The organism is Thalassovita sp. ABM4_323, from assembly GCF_056158665.1.
Genome location: NZ_JBSWTS010000005.1, coordinates 1 through 16,348 on the forward strand (window position 1 = coordinate 1; position 16,348 = coordinate 16,348).

A 16,348-nucleotide genomic window follows, 5' to 3' on the forward strand; every position below is an offset into this window, starting at 1 on the left:
CTTCCCCTCTCTCCCTCTCCCTCTCTCCCTCTCTCTCTCTCTCCCTCTCCTCTCCCTCTCCCTCCCCCTCTCCCTCCCTCCCTCTCCCTCTCTCTCTCCTCCCTCCCTCTCCCTCTCTCTCCCTCCCCCTCTCTCTCTCTCCTCCCTCCCCTCCCCCCTCCCTCCCTCCCTCCTCTCCCTCCCTCCCTCCCTCCCTCCCCTCTCTCTCTCTCCCTCCCCCCCTCCCTCCCTCCCTCCCTCCCTCCCTCTCTCTCTCCCTCTCCTCTCCCTCTCTCTCTCTCTCTCTCTCTCCTCTCTCTCCCTCCTCTCTCTCTCTCTCTCTCCCTCCCTCTCTCTCTCCCTCTCTCCCTCTCTCTCTCTCTCCCTCCCCGCGGGGACTTCAGGCATCATCAAGCACGGCAAGGCCCTGAACGGCTTCACCAACCCCTCGACCAACTCCTACAAGCGCCTGGTCCCGGGCTTCGAAGCTCCGGTGATGCTGGCCTACTCGGCGCGCAACCGTTCCGCCTCGATCCGTATCCCCTACGTATCCAGCCCGAAGGCCCGCCGTATCGAAGCGCGCTTCCCGGACCCGGCAGCCAACCCCTACCTGGCCTTCGCCGCGCTGCTGATGGCCGGCCTGGACGGCATCCAGAACAAGATCCACCCCGGCGATGCCGCCGACAAGAACCTGTACGACCTGCCGCCGGAAGAGGCGAAGGAAATCCCGCAGGTTTGCGGCAGCCTGAAAGAGGCGCTGGAAGAACTCGACAAGGGCCGCGCGTTCCTGACCAAGGGCGGCGTGTTCACCGACGAGTTCATCGATGCCTACATCGAGCTGAAGAGCGAAGAAGAGATCAAGGTGCGCACCTTCGTGCACCCGCTGGAATACGACCTGTACTACAGCGTCTGATCCACCCCTTTCCTATAACAACGAGTCACCCTCTTGAGGCCTCCTTCGGGAGGCCTTTTTTATGGGCCGGCCCATGGAGAAACGCAAAGTTCGCCGCGCCGTTCGGTTAGACTTGCCGCGCTCCCCGCCCCAAGGATAAGGACCTGTCCATGCGTCACTCTCTCTGGCTCCTGCTTGCCGCCATCCTCAGCCTGCCCGCCCAGGCCGGCACCGAATGCCGCGATATCCACGACCGCGACCTGCGGCGCATGTGCAACGCACTGGAACGCGGCGACAGCGGGGATTGCGGCGACATCGACAGCCGCGACATGCGGCGTTACTGCGGCGCGCTGCTGGCGCCGGGACAGCGCTACGACTGCGACGACATCCGCGACGGCGACACGCGCCGCCAGTGCCGCGCCATCGTCCGCGGCGACCGCAAGCGCTGCGACGACATCGACAGCCGCGACATGCGCCGCCAGTGCCGGGCCGTGGTATCGCGTGCGCCGTGGCAGTGCGACGGCATCGACGACCGCGACATGCGCCGCATCTGCCGGGTCATCCTGTCGCGCTAGATGCCGCCGTCCGCCGGCGTGCCCTGCTCGTCCGGTTCCGCGGATTTCGCCTTGGGCGCCCGGCTCAACTGTACGTTGAGACGCGGCATGGACAGTTCGAGGCCGGCCTGGTCGAGGCGCCGACGCAGGCGCAGGTTGAACGCCCGCTGGACCTCCCACTGCTTGATCGGCGCGGTCTTGAAGCGGAAGCGCAGGATCGCCTGGCCGTTGTCGAAACTCTCCACGCCCTGCAATTCCATCGGCGACCACAGGTTGCGGTAGACCGCCGGGTCGCTGCGCAGCTCCATCGCGACCTCGCGCACCAGCGCCACCGCGTCGTCGATCGGCATGCTCGCCGGCACCGGCCAGCGGAACATCGCGTAGCCGAACTGGCGCGAGTAGTTCTTGATGCTCTTGATCTCGCTGAACGGGATGGTATGCACCACGCCGTCCAGGTCGCGCAGGCGCACGGTACGGATAGTCAGGCCCTCGACCGTGCCAAGGTGCTCGTCGACGTCGACGTAGTCGTCGATCGACAGCGAGTCCTCGATGATGATGAACAGGCCGGTGATCAGGTCCGCCACCAGCGACTGCGCACCGAAGCCGATGGCCAGGCCGATCACGCCGGCACCGGCCAGCAGCGGGGTGACGTTCATGCCCATGTTGGCCAGGGCGACGATCAGGGCGATCACCGCGATGGTGGCGAACAGTACGTTGCGGATCAGCGGCAGCATGGTCAGCGCGCGGGTGTTCGGCCGGCTCTTGCCGCCCAGGCCGAGGCTGTGCTGGATCGCGGTATCGGTGAGGATCCAGATCAGCCAGGCGACCAGCAGGGTGGTGCCGAAGCTGACTACCTTCATGCTGATCTGCTCGCCCTCGCCTTCCGCATAGCGAATCAGCGACATGCCCCAGACGCGCAAGGCGACCTCGATGAAGAACAGCACCACGAAGATGTGCAGCAGGGTGTAGCCGAAGCTTTGCAACTGCTCGATGTACGGCGCGCTGCGGCGCGGGCCGGCGCCGACCCGACTGGAACGGCGGCGGATCAGCCCGATCACGGTCATCGCCACCACCGCCAGCACCGCGCAGACCAGCGCCCGGCGCAACGCCGAACTGCTGTCGCCGGCGGAAACGAGGGTGGCGAATAGGGAAATCCCCACCAGCACCAGCACCGGCACGAACCACAGCGAGCCGACCAGTTGCACCAGGTCGTGCAGGCTACGGCGCTTGAGGCGGCGCTCCAGCGGCTGGTTGCGGATCAGGTGGGCGATCGGCCGGCGGAAACGCATCACGAACAGCGCGGTGAACAGCGCGGCGCTGGCGTTGGCCAGGGTACTCAGGCAGATCGAGGTGTGCTCGCCGAGGCCGGCGATCAGCCGCGGATCGTGGGCGACCTCGCCCAGCGCGGCGAGGCTGCCGATCAGCCACAACGGGCGGAACGCCGGGCGCCGCAGGATATCCAGGGCGCGCTGGCGGTGCGGGCCGCTGAGCAGCGAGAGGGAAATCACGCACAGCGCGGAGAACAGCGTGCCGCAGACCAGCACATAGGCCATGACCATCGCCAGGGTCTTGCTCAGGGAGTCCGGCAGCACCACCGACAGGTACAGGGTGATGAGGAAGGCCACCAGCCAGGGGCCCAGCTTGCGCAGGGGAAAACAGCAGCAGGTCGCGGGTCTTCGGATGCTGCGGCAACTCCGCCGACAGGCCGAAGCGCTCGCGCATGCGCCGGCTGAGCCAGAGCAGCGCGCTGGCCAGGCAGGCCCAGAGGAGGATCACCACCGAAAAATCGAAGACCATCGCCGGCAGGTCGCGCCAGCTGGGAAAGCGCTCCTCGAGTTCGGCACGCGCCAGCTGGAACTGGTTGCCCCATAACGCGACCGGGCTGTTCGCGCCCTGGAACTGCTTTTCCAGGCTGGTCAGGGTATCGCCGATCAGCCCCAGCACCCCACCCTCGCTTTCCTTGCCTTTCTTGGTCACGTCCCGCAGCTGCTTTCAGCTTTTTCAGCAGGTCGGCGCGCTGCCTGTCGTTCTCCAGGGTCTGGATGACCTGGTTCAGCGATTGTTCCAACTGCGCATCGCTGACCTTCTCGCCACCGGGGAATCTCCCCGCCAACGGGTTCGGCAGCGCCGCGGCGCCCGGCGGCGAGTAGAACAGGGCGGCGCAGAGGCACAGCAGCAGGGCCGCCAGGACGCGGGAGCGAAGGTGAAGCGGGCGATGATCGGCACGAGAAAGGCAGTCCCCAAGGTGAGAAACCGAAACAGCCGCATCATACAAGCCGGACACCCGCCGTTTGAACGGGGCCGCCGGCCGGCGGCGCAAGCACAGACACTCTGGCGCAACGAGGGTTCGCCCCGCCAGTGCCGGCTGAGACGACGCAGCCGCGCGGCGGGGCACAGCGACCGCCAACGTGCCCCAGCGCACACCTTCGAATACCCGCATGCCGCACAATGCACGGCTTGCCAGCGCGCCGATGCGGTGCAACGCTTGGCAGGTTCACCCGGAGACCGTCCATGCGCCTGATCACCAGCTGCCTGCTCCTGGCCGCCGCCCTGCCGGCCATGGCGCAGATCTACCAATACACCGACGCCAACGGCAACAAGGTATTCACCAACCAGCCGCCAGACGGGGTGCAGGCGCAGACCGTCGAACTGCAGCCGACCAATACCGTAGGAATCGACACGCCGGAAAAGTCCTCCGCGGGCAATGCCCCGGCCGCCGATAGCGAGGCCGCCGCCTACGAGATCCTTGCCCTCAGCGACCTCCCCACGGAAGAGGCGCTGCGCGCCAACAACGGCACCTTCAACGTCAGCGTCAGCATCCGCCCGGCCCTGCACAGCGGCCACCAGTTGCAACTGGTGCTGGACGGCAAACCCTACGGCACGCCCAGCGGCGGCACCCGCTTCACCCTGCACGAGATCGACCGCGGCGACCACAGCCTCGCGGTACAGGTACTCAACGGCGAACGGGTGCTGCAATCCAGCCCGCCGGTGACCTTCACCGTGCAGCGCGTGCACCTCGGGAAGAAACGATGATCCCGCGCATTCTCGGCGCCCTCCTGCTGTGCCTGGCCTGCGCCGCGCAAGCGGGGGTCTACACCTACATCGACGCCGAGGGCAACCGCGTCTACACCGACCAGCCGCCCAGCGGGCGCAAGGCCCAACGCGTCGAACTGGCGCCGGGCAACAGCGTGGCGCCGCCGGGCATACGCTATCGTCCGCCCGCCGCGCCGCTGGAGGTGAAGCCGCCGGCCTACCAGCTACTGCGCATCCTCTTCCCCGAACCGGACGCAACCCTGCGCGCCAACAGCGGCGACGTCATCGTCACCGTCACCAGCGAGCCGGCGCTGCTGCCCGGCCATCGCTATCGCCTGCTGCTCGACGGCAAGCCTGCCGGAGTGCCGGGACGCAGCCCGGTGTTCCCGTTGAAGAACCTCGATCGCGGCACCCACCAGGTCGCAGTGGAAATCATCGATGGCGACGGCATGACCGTCGAAAGCACCCCGAGCCAGCCCTTCCACCTGCATCGAGTGAGCATCGCCGGTCAGCCCCTGCCGGAGGTCGATACGCCGCTGGTCAGCGCGATAGAGCCAAGCGAGCGCTAGCCGAACTTCCCCTGCCCACTCCACGGTGGGCGGGATTTTCCGGTTTTTTTCCCGACTCTCCTGGCGAAAACGCCGCCGGCCACGCCAACGCACCAGATTGGTGCGATTACCCGCACCACTTTCTATACTGTCCCCATTTCGGGTCACCGCTCGTCGCCGAAAACCTTCCCGGCGCACCTCTAGCCAGCGCCTCGGCAAAAAAAACGCGCCTTTTCGGCGCCTGGTTTGCTTTTTGCATTTTCCTGCCCAACCTTGGAACAGCTGCCCGCCATGCCGACCGATACCCTGCACCGACTGTTGCTCGACAACCTGACCACCGCGGTGATCCTGCTCAACGGCGAACTGCGCCTGGAGTACATGAACCCGGCGGCGGAGATGCTCCTGGCCGTGAGCGGCCAGCGCAGCCACGGGCAATTCATCAGCGAGCTGTTCACCGAATCGCCGGAAGCCTTGAACTCGCTGCGCCAGGCGGTGGAACAGGCACATCCGTTCACCAAGCGCGAAGCGACCCTGACCTCGATCACCGGCGTCAGCATCACGGTCGACTATGCGGTGACGCCCATCCTCAACCGCAACGAGACGCTGCTGCTGCTCGAGGTCCATCCGCGCGACCGGCTGATGCGGATCACCCGCGAAGAAGCGCAGTTGTCCAAGCAGGAGACCACCAAGCTGCTGGTGCGCGGGCTCGCCCACGAGATCAAGAACCCGCTCGGCGGCATCCGCGGCGCAGCGCAACTGCTGTCTCGCGAGTTGCCGGAAGAGTCGCTGAAGGACTACACCAACGTCATCATCGAAGAAGCCGACCGGTTGCGGAACCTGGTGGACCGCATGCTCGGCTCGAACAAACTGCCGAACCTGGCGCCGACCAACATCCATGAAGTGCTGGAGCGGGTCAGCAGCCTGGTGGAAGCGGAGAGCCAGGGCAGCATCACCCTGGTCCGCGACTACGACCCGAGCATCCCCGACCTGCTGCTCGACCGCGAGCAAATGATCCAGGCCGTGCTCAACATGGTACGCAACGCCATGCAGGCGATCGCAGGGCAGAACGACCTGCGCCTCGGTCGCATCACCCTGCGCAGCCGTACCCTGCGCCAGTTCACCATCGGCCACACGCGTCACCGCCTGGTGTGCAAGGTGGAGATCATCGACAACGGCCCGGGCATTCCGGCCGAGCTCCAGGAAACCATCTTCTACCCCATGGTCAGCGGCCGTCCGGACGGTACCGGACTCGGCCTGGCCATCGCCCAGAACATCATCAGCCAGCACCAGGGGCTGATTGAATGCGAGAGCCACCCCGGCCATACCGTATTCAGTCTGTTCCTGCCCCTGGAACAAGGAGTGCATTGACCATGAGCCGATCAGAGACCGTCTGGATTGTCGACGACGACCGCTCCATCCGCTGGGTACTGGAAAAAGCCCTGCAACAGGAAGGCATGACCACGGTGAGCTTCGACAGCGCCGACAGCGTGATCGGCCGCCTCGGCCGGCAGCAGCCGGACGTGATCATCTCCGATATCCGCATGCCCGGCGCCAGCGGCCTCGACCTGCTGGCGCAGATCCGCGAACTGCATCCGCGCCTGCCGGTGATCATCATGACCGCGCATTCCGACCTCGACAGCGCGGTGGCCTCCTACCAGGGCGGCGCCTTCGAATACCTGCCCAAGCCGTTCGACGTCGACGAGGCGGTCTCCCTGGTCAAGCGCGCCAACCAGCACGCCCAGGAGCAGCAGGGCCTGGAGCTGGCCGGCGAACCAGGCGCGCACGCCGCACGCAGATCATCGGCAAGGCGCCGGCGATGCAGGAGGTATTCCGCGCCATCGGCCGCCTCAGCCATTCCAACATCACCGTGCTGATCAACGGCGAATCGGGTACCGGCAAGGAGCTGGTCGCCCATGCCCTGCATCGCCACAGCCCCAGCGCGCAGCCTCGCCGTTCGTCGCGCTGAACATGCGCGGCGATCCCCGAGGACCTGGTGGAAGCCGAGCTGTTCGGCCATGAGAAGGGCGCCTTCACCGGGCGCCGCCGCGCCAGCGCCGGCGGACGCTTCGAGCAGGCCAATGGCGGCACCCTGTTCCTCGACGAGATCGGCGACATGCCGGCCGACACCCAGACCCGCCTGCTGCGCGTCCTGGCCGACGGCGAGTTCTACCGGGTCGGCGGGCACACGCCGGTGAAGGTCGACGTGCGGATCATCGCCGCCACCCACCAGAACCTGGAAAGCCTGGTGCGCGACGGCAAGTTCCGCGAGGACCTGTTCCATCGCCTGAACGTGATCCGCATCCACATCCCGCGGCTGGCCGACCGCCGCGAGGACATCCCGGCGCTGGCCCGGCACTTCCTCAGCCGCGCCGCCCAGGAGCTGGCGGTGGAACCCAAGCTGCTGAAGGCGGAAACCGAGGAGTACCTGAAGAACCTCGGCTGGCCGGGCAACGTCCGCCAACTGGAGAACACCTGTCGCTGGATCACCGTGATGGCCTCCGGCCGCGAGGTGCACATCGACGACCTGCCGCCGGAGCTGCTGACCCAGCCGCAGGACAGCGCGCCGGCGGCGAACTGGGAACAGGCCCTTCGCCAGTGGGCCGACCAGGCGCTGGGCCGCGGCCAGTCGAACCTGCTGGACAGCGCCGTGCCGGCCTTCGAACGGATCATGATAGAAACCGCCCTCAAGCACACCGCCGGCCGCCGCCGCGATGCCGCCGTGCTGCTCGGCTGGGGCGCTGCAATACCCTGACCCGCAAGATCAAGGAGCTGGGGATGAACGTCGATGGAGCCGACGACGAAGGCGACGACTGAAGCGCCACTGCTCCCGATGAGCGACCCCAACGGGGCCTTCGGGCCCCGTTTTTCATGGTCCGTCGCGCGCCCGTACCAAGCGAGACGCCGCCCCAGCCTCGGCAGGGCGCCCGCCCGGAACCACCGGTCAAATCGTAGCGTAGGGCGAATAACCGCATCGCGGTTATCCGCCGATTGTGCAGGGCCGCGGCGGATAACGCCTATGGCGTTATTCGCCCTACCGTCCGCAGCACAGCCCCAGCCTCGGCAGGGCGCCCGCCCGGCACCACCGGTCAAACCATGGCGTAGGGCGAATAACCGCATCGCGGTTATCCGCCGGCTGTGCAGGGCAGCGGCCCTTGCCCGGATTTTGGGCAGCGTGCACCAGCAGGCGACAAATCGGCATCAATCGCTGGCGGAAAAGCCCGCTCCGTCATTTTTCCGCAATCGACTTCCCACAAACCCCTGGGATGCCGCCAAGCCCTTGATCCACGGGCTTCCAGAGGCATTCATCACCAGCTCGCCCACAGACTTATCCACAATCCTTCAGGAAAGCGAGCGCGCCGCCAGCGCGCTCATGAGAATTGGCACAGCCCCTGCATAGGAGCAGATAACGAAGATTTCGGGGGCCTCGGTACAGGCAGGCTGGGGAATCCCCTCTTTTACACCCGGCGGCAGACGCAGCATCCGCGCGCAACCGCCACACCCGTTTCGGGGACCTCGGTACAGGCAGGCTGAGAACTCCCCTCTTTTATGCCCGGCGGTAGCGCAGCGATCCGCGCCTCCGCCCTCCCGTTTGGGGACCTCGGTACAGGCAGGCTGAGAATTCCCCCTTTTATTCCCGGCCGTCGCGCTCCTGCAGTTCGACGACGAGGCGCCAGCCCTCGCCATCCTCCGACCACTGCCAGCGCCCCTGCAAGGGGTGGGTCGAGACCAGGCTCAACAGCAGCGCCTTTCCTCCTCGCGGAGGCGCCAGCGCAACGGCTGGCCCAGCCATCGCCCGTCTCCCTGCTGCGCCGCGCCCCGGGCGACGATGCGCAACGTCAGGGCACCCTCCACCCGTGCCGCCGTAACCGCAGCCTGGCGATCGAAGCGCAGGACCAGGCCCTGCTCGCTCTCCCCGACCGCCAGCAGTTGCGGCGCAGACGTCGGCAGCGAAGCGGGACCGAACAACCTGCCGAGCATCAGCCCGAACAACAACCCGGCAAGCACCAGCGCACCCCAGACTTTCCAGCGCTGGCGCCGCAGATCGTCGATGGCGGAGGTAGAATGCCGCCCGTTATCTGCTCCGGAGCCCTGCATGTTCCACGTCATCCTGTTTCAACCGGAGATACCTCCGAATACCGGCAACATTATCAGGCTCTGCGCCAACGCCGGATGCAGTCTGCACCTGATCGAGCCGCTCGGTTTCGAACTGGACGACAAGCGCTTGCGCCGTGCCGGCCTCGACTACCACGAATACGCCAGCGTACGCCGCTACCCGTATCTGCAGAGCTGCCTCGAGGCCCTCGGCCAGCCACGCCTGTTCGCCTTCACCACCAAGGGGTCGCGGGCCTTCCACGAAGTGGCCTACCAGCGCGGCGATGCCTTCCTCTTCGGCCCGGAAAGCCGCGGACTGCCGGAGGACGTGCGCAACGCCCTGCCAACCGATCGGCGCCTGCGCCTGCCGATGCGCGAAGGCTGCCGTAGCCTGAACCTGTCCAACACGGTGGCGGTGACCGTCTACGAAGCCTGGCGCCAGCTCGGCTTCGCCATGGACTGAGCCGGCCGACAGGCATGAAAAAGCCCGCGCAAGGCGGGCTTCTTCGCAAGCGCTGGGCTTACTGGACCGACGGCGTCGGGATCTCGCCGGAGGCCTGCATGCGGGCGATTTCCTGGGCGTAGAGGGCGTCGAAGTTCACCGGCGACAGCATCAGCGCCGGGAACGAACCGCGTACCACCAGGTTGTCCAGGGCTTCGCGAGCGTACGGGAAGAGGATGTTCGGGCAGAACGCGCCAAGGGTATGGCTCATGCTCGACGGATCGAGGTTCTTGATCAGGAAGATGCCGGCCTGCTGCACTTCGGCGATGAAGGCAGTGGTGTCCTCGCCGTTCTTCACGGTCACCGATACGGTCAGGACCACTTCGTAGAAGTCGCCGTCCAGCTGCTTCTGGCGAGTGTTCAGGTCCAGGCTGATGGACGGGTTCCATTCCTGGCGGAAGATTTCCGGTGACTTCGGCGACTCGAACGACAGGTCGCGCAGGTAGATGCGCTGCAGGGAGAACTGGGGTTGCTGCTCGTCGGCAGCGCCGTTGGTAGCTTGCTCGGTCATTTTCGGGCCTTCCCTTGGGTCAATTCATGAATGGTTTCAGGCAGACAGCAGCGCGTCCAGCTTGCCGGCGCGCTCCAGTGCATGAAGGTCGTCGCAGCCGCCGACATGGGTCTCGCCGATCCAGATCTGCGGCACGGTGGTCGATCCCGCCTTGCGTGCCAGCTCGGCGCGCAGTTCGGGCTTGCCGTCGCAGGCGATCTCCTGGAAGTCCACGCCCTTGCGTTGCAGCAACTGCTTGGCGCGGATGCAGTACGGACACCAGGCGGTGGTGTAGATCACGACGGGCGGCATGTCACTTCACCAGCGGCAGGTTGTCGCCGCGCCAGCTGCCGATCCCCGCCGGACAGCTTGGCGGCGTTGAAGCCGGCCTTCTTCAGGACGCCGCCCCAGGTACCGGAGTGCTGGCCCATGGCGTCGACCAGGATGATGGTCTTGCCCTTGTACTTTTCCAGTTCGGTCATGCGGCTGTTCAGCTTGTCGGCCGGGATGTTCAGCGCGTCGACGATGTGCCCGCTGGCGAACTCCTTGGCCGGACGGATATCCAGGACCACCGCCTGGTCGGCATTGACCAGCGCGGTCAGCTCGCGGGTCGACAGGCTCTTGCCGCCCTTGCGCAGCTCGTGCAGCAACAGCAGGACCAGCAGGACCAGCAGCGCCGCGACCAGCAGGTAGTGGTTGGTGGCGAACTCGATCAGACGGGAAACGAATTGCATGGTGACGGATATCCAGGGCGTAAAAATGCCGGCCAGTATACAGACCGCGCCGGCCAGGGGGGAACCCGCCGGGCGGCGCCCCGCTCGGCTCCAGGAAATGGCGTCGCGGGAAACTTCACGGTTAGAATGCCGGTCCTTTTCTGTGAAGCTGGCCAGTTCCGGCCCGGGCACGGTTCGGGCGGGACAGAGGGAGCGAGGATAGCGGCATTCGGTTGCGGATCGGCGTCATCGGTTTAATCAATCAGCCTCTTCCTACGTCTTGAACGACAATGTTCCCACTAAATTTGGTCAGTTTCTGAACCCCGCGGAAATAGAGCCGGACATATGACTGCCACGCCCAAACCCCTGGTCCTGATCATCCTGGACGGCTTCGGCCACAGCGAAAGCCCTGACTACAACGCCATCTACGCCGCGAAGAAGCCGGTCTGGGATCGCCTCCTGGCAACCCAGCCGCACGGCCTGATCTCAGGCTCCGGCATGGACGTCGGCCTGCCCGACGGCCAGATGGGCAATTCCGAGGTCGGCCACATGAACCTCGGCGCAGGCCGCGTGGTGTACCAGGACTTCACCCGCGTCACCAAGGCCATCCGCGACGGCGAATTCTTCGAAAACCCGGTGATCGCCGGCGCGGTCGACAAGGCCGTCGCCGCCGACAAGGCGGTGCACATCCTCGGCCTGCTCTCCCCGGGCGGCGTACACAGCCATGAAGACCACCTGGTGGCAATGGCGCAGATGGCCGCCAGGCGCGGCGCCGGCAAGATCTACCTGCATGCCTTCCTGGATGGCCGCGATACCCCGCCGAAAAGCGCGCAGCCGTCGCTGGAGCGTCTCGACGCCACCTTCGCCGGGCTCGGCAAGGGCCGCATCGCCTCGATCATCGGCCGCTATTTCGCGATGGACCGCGACAACCGCTGGGACCGCGTCCAGGCCGCCTATGAACTGATCGTCGACGGCAAGGCCGAGTTCACCGCCGACTCCTCGGTGGCAGCCCTCGAGGCCGCCTACGCCCGCGGCGAGAGCGACGAATTCGTCAAGGCCACCGCGGTGGTCCCGGCCGGCGCCGAAGCGGTGCGGGTCGAGGATGGCGACGCGGTGATCTTCATGAACTTCCGCGCCGACCGCGCCCGCGAGCTGAGCCGCGCCTTCGTCGAGCCGGCATTCAATGAGTTCCCCCGCGAACGAGCCCCGCAGCTGGCAGGTTTCGTCATGCTGACCCAGTACGCGGCGAGCATCCCGGCGCCCTGCGCCTTCCCGCCGGAGCCGCTGACCAACGTCCTCGGCGAGTACCTGGCCAAGCATGGCAAGACCCAGCTGCGCATCGCCGAGACCGAGAAGTACGCCCATGTGACCTTCTTCTTCTCCGGCGGCCGCGAGGAACCCTACGAGGGCGAGGAGCGCATCCTGATCCCCTCGCCGAAGGTCGCCACCTACGACCTGCAACCCGAGATGAGCGCGCCGGAAGTCACCGACCGTATCGTCGAGGCCATCGAGCAACAGCGCTACGACGTGATCGTGGTCAACTACGCCAACGGCGACATGGTCGGCCACACCGGGGTGTTCGAGGCCGCGGTCAAGGCCGTGGAGTGCCTGGACACCTGCATGGGCCGTATCGTCGAGGCGCTGGACAAGGTCGGCGGCGAAGCCCTGATCACCGCCGACCACGGCAATGTCGAGCAGATGGAAGACGAGTCCACCGGCCAGGCGCACACCGCGCACACCTGCGAACCGGTGCCCTTCGTCTACGTCGGCAAGCGCAAGCTGAGCATCCGCGAAGGCGGCGTGCTGGCCGACGTGGCGCCGACCATGCTGACCCTCATGGGGCTGGAGCAGCCGGCGGAAATGACCGGTCGCAGCATCGTCACCCTCGGCTGATCCGCGAACGACGAACTCCCGCGCAGGGCGGATAACCGCGTCGCGGTTATCCGCCGCTTCTGCAGGCCATCGACGGATAACGCCTGCGACGTTATCCGCCGTAGCGGGCCGGGCGCCGCGCCCTGTTTCCACGACGCCACCTTCCCCGCTTTAACGCTGCCGATCGGCCGACAGGCCTGGCCACGCGGCGTCGAGACGTGTGCCGCGGTTTTCATTTTCCGCGTCTCCCCCCCTGCCTCCCGCTACGTCGCCGAGGCCCGTGCTAGCCTTGCCCGCGCTGTCTTTTCCATCTGCCCTACAAGGATTTCCGCCGATGTGGTTCCTCCTCGCCACCTCGCTCCTCGCCCTGTCCTTCCAGCGCCTGCTGGCCCTCGTCTTGCTGCTCGCGACCTGCTGCCTCGCCTTCTACGACGGGGTTCTCGCTCCGCCTGCGGTCGCCGCCCTGGCTGCACTGGGCGTCCTCGCCCTGTTGCGCCGGCGCCTGGCGGCACGCCGCGCCTGGGCCCTGGGCCTGGAGCTGCTGCTGGTCGCCGGCGCGGTGGGCCTGTTCCTGCACCTGCTACCCGGCTTCGCCAACCCCAGTATCCTGGACAAGGCGGTGGTCGGCCCGCAGAGCCTGCCGTTCACCATGTACTTCAACTTCGACAAGGCACTGGTGCCGTTCCTGCTACTGGCCTGCCTGCCGAGCCTGTTCCGCGACGAAGCCCGCGCTCCCGGCCGCCCCTGGCACTGGCTGCTGCTCGTGGCGGCGGTGCCGGCGCTGCTTCTGCTGGCTGTCGGCGTCGGCCTGCTGCGGCCGGAACTCCACGCGCCGGCCTGGCTCTGGCAGTTCATCCTGGCCAACCTGTTCTTCGTTTCCCTTGCCGAGGAAGCGCTGTTCCGCGGCTACCTGCAGCAACGCCTGGGCCAATGGCTGGGCCCCTGGCCCGCCCTGGCGCTGGCCTCGGCGCTGTTCGGCCTGGCGCACTTCGCCGGCGGCCCGCTGCTGATGCTGTTCGCCGGCCTCGCCGGGCTGATCTACGGGTTGGCCTGGCTGTGGAGCGGCCGCCTGTGGGTGGCGACGCTGTTCCACTTCGGGCTGAACCTGACGCATCTGCTGCTGTTCACCTACCCGCTCTACAGACCCGCCTGATGCCCGTGGCCTTCGTCGTCGACGACATCCGCCGCTGCCATCCGGCTGAAATACGTGGAAGCGCCCCACAGCGCGCGGTGCGGGGCGTTTTTTTTAACGGCGGCCACGGGCATACTAGGCCGGTCCAATTCCCAGGTGCCCGCCACCCCATGCTCCGCCTCCTTCCTCTCCTGCTATCCCTCGCCTGTCTCGCTCCGGCCTTCGCCGACGAGCGCGCCGACACCCAACGCCAGCTGGAACAGACGCAGAAGGACATCGGCGAGCTGAAGAAGCTGCTGGACGGCATCCAGCAGGAAAAGAGCGGCGTGCAGAAGCAGCTGAAGTCCACCGAGACCGAGATGGGCGACCTGGAAAAACAGATCAAGGCCCTGCAGGACGAGCTGGACAAGAGCGAAGCCGAGCTGAAACGGCTGGATGGGGAGAAAAAAAACTCCAGGACGCGCGCATTGAGCAGCAGCGCCTCCTCGCCATCCAGGCCCGCGCGGCCTACCAGAGTGGACGCGAGGAATACCTGAAGCTGCTGCTGAACCAGGAACACCCGGAAAAATTCAGCCGCACCCTCACCTACTACGACTACATCAACAAAGCCCGTCTCGAACAGCTCGCCAGCTTCAACGAAACCCTCCGCCAGCTGGCCAACGTCGAGCAGGACATCTCTGCGCAGAAAGCCGAACAACTGAGCAAGCAAGGCGAGCTGGACAGCCGCCGCGAGGCGCTGGCAGCGACCCGCAAGGAGCGCCAGCAAGCCCTGGCCAAGCTGAACAGCGACTACCGCGAACGCGACCAGAAGCTCAAGTCCCGCCAACAGGACCAGGCCGAGCTGGCCAAGGTACTGCGGACCATCGAGGACAACCCTGGCCCGCCAGGCCCGCGAAGCCGCCGCCGCGGCGGAGCGCGAGCGCCAGCGCGCGCTGGCCGCCGAACGCGAGCGTGCGCGCCAGCAGCAGGCCGCCCCCGGACGAGTCACCAGCCCGCCGCGCGAACCTGCGCCGGGCCCGCTGGTCTCAAGCACTGGCGCGGTCTACGGCGGCGCGTTCGGCTCGGCCCGCGGCAAGCTGCCGTGGCCGGTGAATCGCCGCGTCGTGGCGCGCTTCGGCAGCCAGCGCGGCGACGATCCGCGGGCGAAATGGGACGGCGTACTGATTTCGGCGAGCGCCGGCAGCACCGTCCGCGCGGTGCACGGCGGACGCGTGGTATTCGCCGACTGGTTGCGCGGAGCCGGCCTGTTGGTCATCCTCGACCACGGTGGCGGCTACCTCAGCCTTTATGGCCATAATCAAAGCCTGCTGAAAGACGCCGGCGACACCGTGAAGGCCGGAGACCCGATCGCCACCGTTGGAACCAGCGGCGGCCAGAGTAGCCCGGCCGTGTACTTCGCCATTCGCCATCAGGGCCGCCCGGCGGACCCTACTACCTGGTGCCGCGCACAGGGATAGGCGCCGAACTCGTGATTAGGAGCTGAACATGCTGCATTGCTTCCGTCCCACCACCCTGGCGCTGGCCCTGCTGCTCGGCGCGGGCGCGGCCCAGGCTGCCGACGCCCCGGCCGACGCCGCGCCACTGGCCAACGGTAGCAGTGCCCCGCTGCCCCTCGACGAGCTGCGTACCTTCGCCGAGGTTCTCGACCGGGTGAAGGCCGCCTATGTCGAGCCAGTGGACGACAAGACCCTGCTGGAAGAGAAAAACGCCATCAAGGGCATGCTCAGCAACCTCGACCCGCACTCCGCCTACCTCGGCCCGGAGGACTTCGCCGAGCTGCAGGAAAGCACCAGCGGCGAGTTCGGCGGTCTGGGCATCGAGGTCGGCAGCGAAGACGGCTTCATCAAGGTGGTCTCGCCGATCGACGACACCCCCCGCGGCCCGCGCCGGCATCCAGCCCGGCGACCTGATCGTGCAGATCGACGGCAAGCCGACCAAGGGCCAGTCGATGACCGAAGCGGTCGACAGCATGCGCGGCAAGGCCGGCTCCCCGATCACCCTGACCATCGTCCGCGATGGCGGCAGACCGTTCGACGTCGAACTCAAGCGCGCCATCATCAAGGTCAAGAGCGTCAAGAGCCAGGTCCTCGAACCCGGCTACGCCTACCTGCGCATCACCCAGTTCCAGGTCAACACCGGCGAGGAAGTGGTCAAGGCGCTGAACCAGCTGCGCAAGGACAACAAGGGCCGTCTCAAGGGCCTGGTCCTGGACCTGCGCAACAACCCCGGCGGCGTGCTGCAGTCCGCCGTCGAGGTAGCCGACGCCTTCCTCACCAAGGGCCTGATCGTCTACACCAAGGGCCGCATCGCCAACTCCGAGCTGCGCTTCAGCGCCGACCCGGCCGATCCCAACGACAAGGTTCCGCTGGTGGTACTGATCAACGGTGGCAGCGCCTCGGCGGCGGAAATCGTCGCCGGTGCCCTGCAGGACCAGAAGCGCGCGATCCTGATGGGCCCCGACGGCTTCGGCAAGGTGTCCTCGGTAGGTGCTGCAGTGGTGTTAGCGAGGTAGACCTTTAACCTTAGCAATACGTAACTGAA

Annotated in this window: 18 protein-coding genes and 3 pseudogenes; 15 read left to right on the forward strand and 6 right to left on the reverse strand. The window is 66.7% G+C overall.

The annotated features are described in order from the left end of the window. Nucleotides 1–423 (reverse strand): hypothetical protein (locus tag ACXADQ_RS01725; RefSeq protein WP_475314529.1); only part of this gene is annotated, 423 nt, incomplete at its 3' end. On the opposite strand from ACXADQ_RS01725, the pseudogene ACXADQ_RS01730 reads away from it, so the two are divergent. After that, a pseudogene (locus tag ACXADQ_RS01730) lies at nucleotides 383–892 on the forward strand (glutamine synthetase family protein); the annotation flags it as partial. The gene ACXADQ_RS01725 and the pseudogene ACXADQ_RS01730 sit on opposite strands and share 41 nt — an antisense overlap. Before the next feature lie 149 nt (nucleotides 893–1,041). Then, a complete protein-coding gene (locus ACXADQ_RS01735) occupies nucleotides 1,042–1,446 on the forward strand; it encodes a hypothetical protein (protein WP_003114473.1) in 405 nt (134 codons plus the stop codon). Here the strand turns inward: ACXADQ_RS01735 and ACXADQ_RS01740 are convergent. Further along, nucleotides 1,443–3,050 carry a mechanosensitive ion channel family protein gene (locus ACXADQ_RS01740; protein WP_475314478.1) on the reverse strand — a complete coding sequence of 536 codons (1,608 nt, stop codon included), beginning with the start codon at nucleotides 3,048–3,050 and terminating at the stop codon, nucleotides 1,443–1,445. The two genes, ACXADQ_RS01735 and ACXADQ_RS01740, sit on opposite strands and share 4 nt — an antisense overlap. Nucleotides 3,051–3,145: 95 nt before the next feature. On the opposite strand from ACXADQ_RS01740, the gene ACXADQ_RS01745 reads away from it, so the two are divergent. The 7 genes and pseudogenes from ACXADQ_RS01745 (at nucleotide 3,146) to ACXADQ_RS01775 (ending at nucleotide 7,758) form a co-directional block, all read left to right on the forward strand. Continuing rightward, the gene (locus tag ACXADQ_RS01745) at nucleotides 3,146–3,946 is read left to right on the forward strand and encodes a hypothetical protein (protein ID WP_475314482.1); all 801 of its coding nucleotides are present in this window, start codon (nucleotides 3,146–3,148) and stop codon (nucleotides 3,944–3,946) included. After that, on the forward strand, nucleotides 3,937–4,458 hold the full coding sequence (locus tag ACXADQ_RS01750; RefSeq protein ID WP_003096024.1) for a DUF4124 domain-containing protein: 522 nt from the start codon (nucleotides 3,937–3,939) through the stop codon (nucleotides 4,456–4,458). Before ACXADQ_RS01745 ends, ACXADQ_RS01750 begins: the two co-directional genes overlap by 10 nt. After that, entirely contained in the window at nucleotides 4,455–5,027 is a 573-nt protein-coding gene (locus ACXADQ_RS01755; protein WP_003114474.1) for a DUF4124 domain-containing protein, read from the forward strand. Before ACXADQ_RS01750 ends, ACXADQ_RS01755 begins: the two co-directional genes overlap by 4 nt. A gap of 270 nt (nucleotides 5,028–5,297) precedes the next feature. Beyond that, nucleotides 5,298–6,374 (forward strand): two-component system sensor histidine kinase NtrB, encoded by a 1,077-nt coding sequence (gene ntrB, locus ACXADQ_RS01760; RefSeq protein WP_003096033.1) that lies wholly within the window; start codon nucleotides 5,298–5,300, stop codon nucleotides 6,372–6,374. 2 nt (nucleotides 6,375–6,376) lie between these two features. Continuing rightward, the gene (locus ACXADQ_RS01765; RefSeq protein ID WP_475314492.1) at nucleotides 6,377–6,880 is read left to right on the forward strand and encodes a response regulator; all 504 of its coding nucleotides are present in this window, start codon (nucleotides 6,377–6,379) and stop codon (nucleotides 6,878–6,880) included. After that, nucleotides 6,823–7,515 (forward strand): annotated as a pseudogene (locus ACXADQ_RS01770) (sigma 54-interacting transcriptional regulator); the annotation flags it as partial. The gene ACXADQ_RS01765 and the pseudogene ACXADQ_RS01770, both read left to right, overlap by 58 nt. Nucleotides 7,516–7,674: 159 nt before the next feature. Further along, the gene (locus tag ACXADQ_RS01775; RefSeq protein WP_475314525.1) at nucleotides 7,675–7,758 is read left to right on the forward strand and encodes a helix-turn-helix domain-containing protein; all 84 of its coding nucleotides are present in this window, start codon (nucleotides 7,675–7,677) and stop codon (nucleotides 7,756–7,758) included. Between the two features lie 980 nt (nucleotides 7,759–8,738). Here the strand turns inward: ACXADQ_RS01775 and ACXADQ_RS01780 are convergent. Next, entirely contained in the window at nucleotides 8,739–9,113 is a 375-nt protein-coding gene (locus ACXADQ_RS01780) for a hypothetical protein (RefSeq protein ID WP_475314494.1), read from the reverse strand. On the opposite strand from ACXADQ_RS01780, the gene trmL reads away from it, so the two are divergent. Further along, the gene (gene trmL, locus ACXADQ_RS01785; RefSeq protein ID WP_003114477.1) at nucleotides 9,100–9,561 is read left to right on the forward strand and encodes a tRNA (uridine(34)/cytosine(34)/5-carboxymethylaminomethyluridine(34)-2'-O)-methyltransferase TrmL; all 462 of its coding nucleotides are present in this window, start codon (nucleotides 9,100–9,102) and stop codon (nucleotides 9,559–9,561) included. The two genes, ACXADQ_RS01780 and trmL, sit on opposite strands and share 14 nt — an antisense overlap. Before the next feature lie 58 nt (nucleotides 9,562–9,619). Here trmL and secB read toward each other — a convergent pair whose 3' ends face one another. The 3 genes from secB to ACXADQ_RS01800 are packed head-to-tail and all read right to left on the reverse strand — an operon-like array spanning nucleotide 9,620 to nucleotide 10,824. Continuing rightward, a complete protein-coding gene (gene secB / locus ACXADQ_RS01790; protein WP_003096050.1) occupies nucleotides 9,620–10,111 on the reverse strand; it encodes a protein-export chaperone SecB in 492 nt (163 codons plus the stop codon). A gap of 36 nt (nucleotides 10,112–10,147) precedes the next feature. Further along, on the reverse strand, nucleotides 10,148–10,402 hold the full coding sequence (grxC, locus tag ACXADQ_RS01795) for a glutaredoxin 3 (protein WP_003096057.1): 255 nt from the start codon (nucleotides 10,400–10,402) through the stop codon (nucleotides 10,148–10,150). Beyond that, the gene (locus ACXADQ_RS01800; RefSeq protein ID WP_475314507.1) at nucleotides 10,387–10,824 is read right to left on the reverse strand and encodes a rhodanese-like domain-containing protein; all 438 of its coding nucleotides are present in this window, start codon (nucleotides 10,822–10,824) and stop codon (nucleotides 10,387–10,389) included. The genes grxC and ACXADQ_RS01800 overlap by 16 nt, the downstream gene beginning before the upstream one ends. Before the next feature lie 324 nt (nucleotides 10,825–11,148). Between ACXADQ_RS01800 and gpmI the strand changes: the two genes are divergently transcribed. The 5 genes and pseudogenes from gpmI to cptA all read left to right on the forward strand — a co-directional run. Continuing rightward, complete coding sequence (gene gpmI, locus ACXADQ_RS01805) at nucleotides 11,149–12,696, forward strand: 2,3-bisphosphoglycerate-independent phosphoglycerate mutase (RefSeq protein ID WP_003114478.1); 1,548 nt, start codon at nucleotides 11,149–11,151, stop codon at nucleotides 12,694–12,696. 313 nt (nucleotides 12,697–13,009) lie between these two features. After that, a complete protein-coding gene (locus tag ACXADQ_RS01810; RefSeq protein ID WP_003114479.1) occupies nucleotides 13,010–13,828 on the forward strand; it encodes a CPBP family intramembrane glutamic endopeptidase in 819 nt (272 codons plus the stop codon). Then, nucleotides 13,828–14,343, forward strand: a complete 516-nt coding sequence (locus ACXADQ_RS01815; RefSeq protein WP_475314518.1) for a hypothetical protein — start codon at nucleotides 13,828–13,830, stop codon at nucleotides 14,341–14,343. The genes ACXADQ_RS01810 and ACXADQ_RS01815 overlap by 1 nt, the downstream gene beginning before the upstream one ends. Nucleotides 14,344–14,910: 567 nt before the next feature. Next, the gene (locus ACXADQ_RS01820) at nucleotides 14,911–15,264 is read left to right on the forward strand and encodes a murein hydrolase activator EnvC family protein (RefSeq protein ID WP_003096065.1); all 354 of its coding nucleotides are present in this window, start codon (nucleotides 14,911–14,913) and stop codon (nucleotides 15,262–15,264) included. A 28-nt stretch (nucleotides 15,265–15,292) separates the two neighbouring features. Further along, a pseudogene (gene cptA / locus ACXADQ_RS01825) lies at nucleotides 15,293–16,286 on the forward strand (proteolytic complex protein CptA); the annotation flags it as partial. Nucleotides 16,287–16,348: the final 62 nt, after the last annotated feature.

Bases quoted from the DNA above. Each gene is read 5' to 3' on its own strand.
- gpmI (WP_003114478.1), top strand. From the start codon at position 11,149: ATGACTGCCACGCCCAAACCCCTGGTCCTGATCATCCTGGACGGCTTC.
- ntrB (WP_003096033.1), top strand. From the start codon at position 5,298: ATGCCGACCGATACCCTGCACCGACTGTTGCTCGACAACCTGACCACC.
- ACXADQ_RS01765 (WP_475314492.1), top strand. From the start codon at position 6,377: ATGAGCCGATCAGAGACCGTCTGGATTGTCGACGACGACCGCTCCATC.
- ACXADQ_RS01745 (WP_475314482.1), top strand. From the start codon at position 3,146: ATGCGCCGGCTGAGCCAGAGCAGCGCGCTGGCCAGGCAGGCCCAGAGG.
- ACXADQ_RS01755 (WP_003114474.1), top strand. From the start codon at position 4,455: ATGATCCCGCGCATTCTCGGCGCCCTCCTGCTGTGCCTGGCCTGCGCC.
- secB (WP_003096050.1), bottom strand. From the start codon at position 10,111: ATGACCGAGCAAGCTACCAACGGCGCTGCCGACGAGCAGCAACCCCAG.
- ACXADQ_RS01775 (WP_475314525.1), top strand. From the start codon at position 7,675: ATGATAGAAACCGCCCTCAAGCACACCGCCGGCCGCCGCCGCGATGCC.
- ACXADQ_RS01815 (WP_475314518.1), top strand. From the start codon at position 13,828: ATGCCCGTGGCCTTCGTCGTCGACGACATCCGCCGCTGCCATCCGGCT.
- grxC (WP_003096057.1), bottom strand. From the start codon at position 10,402: ATGCCGCCCGTCGTGATCTACACCACCGCCTGGTGTCCGTACTGCATC.
- ACXADQ_RS01780 (WP_475314494.1), bottom strand. From the start codon at position 9,113: ATGACGTGGAACATGCAGGGCTCCGGAGCAGATAACGGGCGGCATTCT.
- trmL (WP_003114477.1), top strand. From the start codon at position 9,100: ATGTTCCACGTCATCCTGTTTCAACCGGAGATACCTCCGAATACCGGC.
- ACXADQ_RS01735 (WP_003114473.1), top strand. From the start codon at position 1,042: ATGCGTCACTCTCTCTGGCTCCTGCTTGCCGCCATCCTCAGCCTGCCC.
- ACXADQ_RS01810 (WP_003114479.1), top strand. From the start codon at position 13,010: ATGTGGTTCCTCCTCGCCACCTCGCTCCTCGCCCTGTCCTTCCAGCGC.
- ACXADQ_RS01750 (WP_003096024.1), top strand. From the start codon at position 3,937: ATGCGCCTGATCACCAGCTGCCTGCTCCTGGCCGCCGCCCTGCCGGCC.
- ACXADQ_RS01800 (WP_475314507.1), bottom strand. From the start codon at position 10,824: ATGCAATTCGTTTCCCGTCTGATCGAGTTCGCCACCAACCACTACCTG.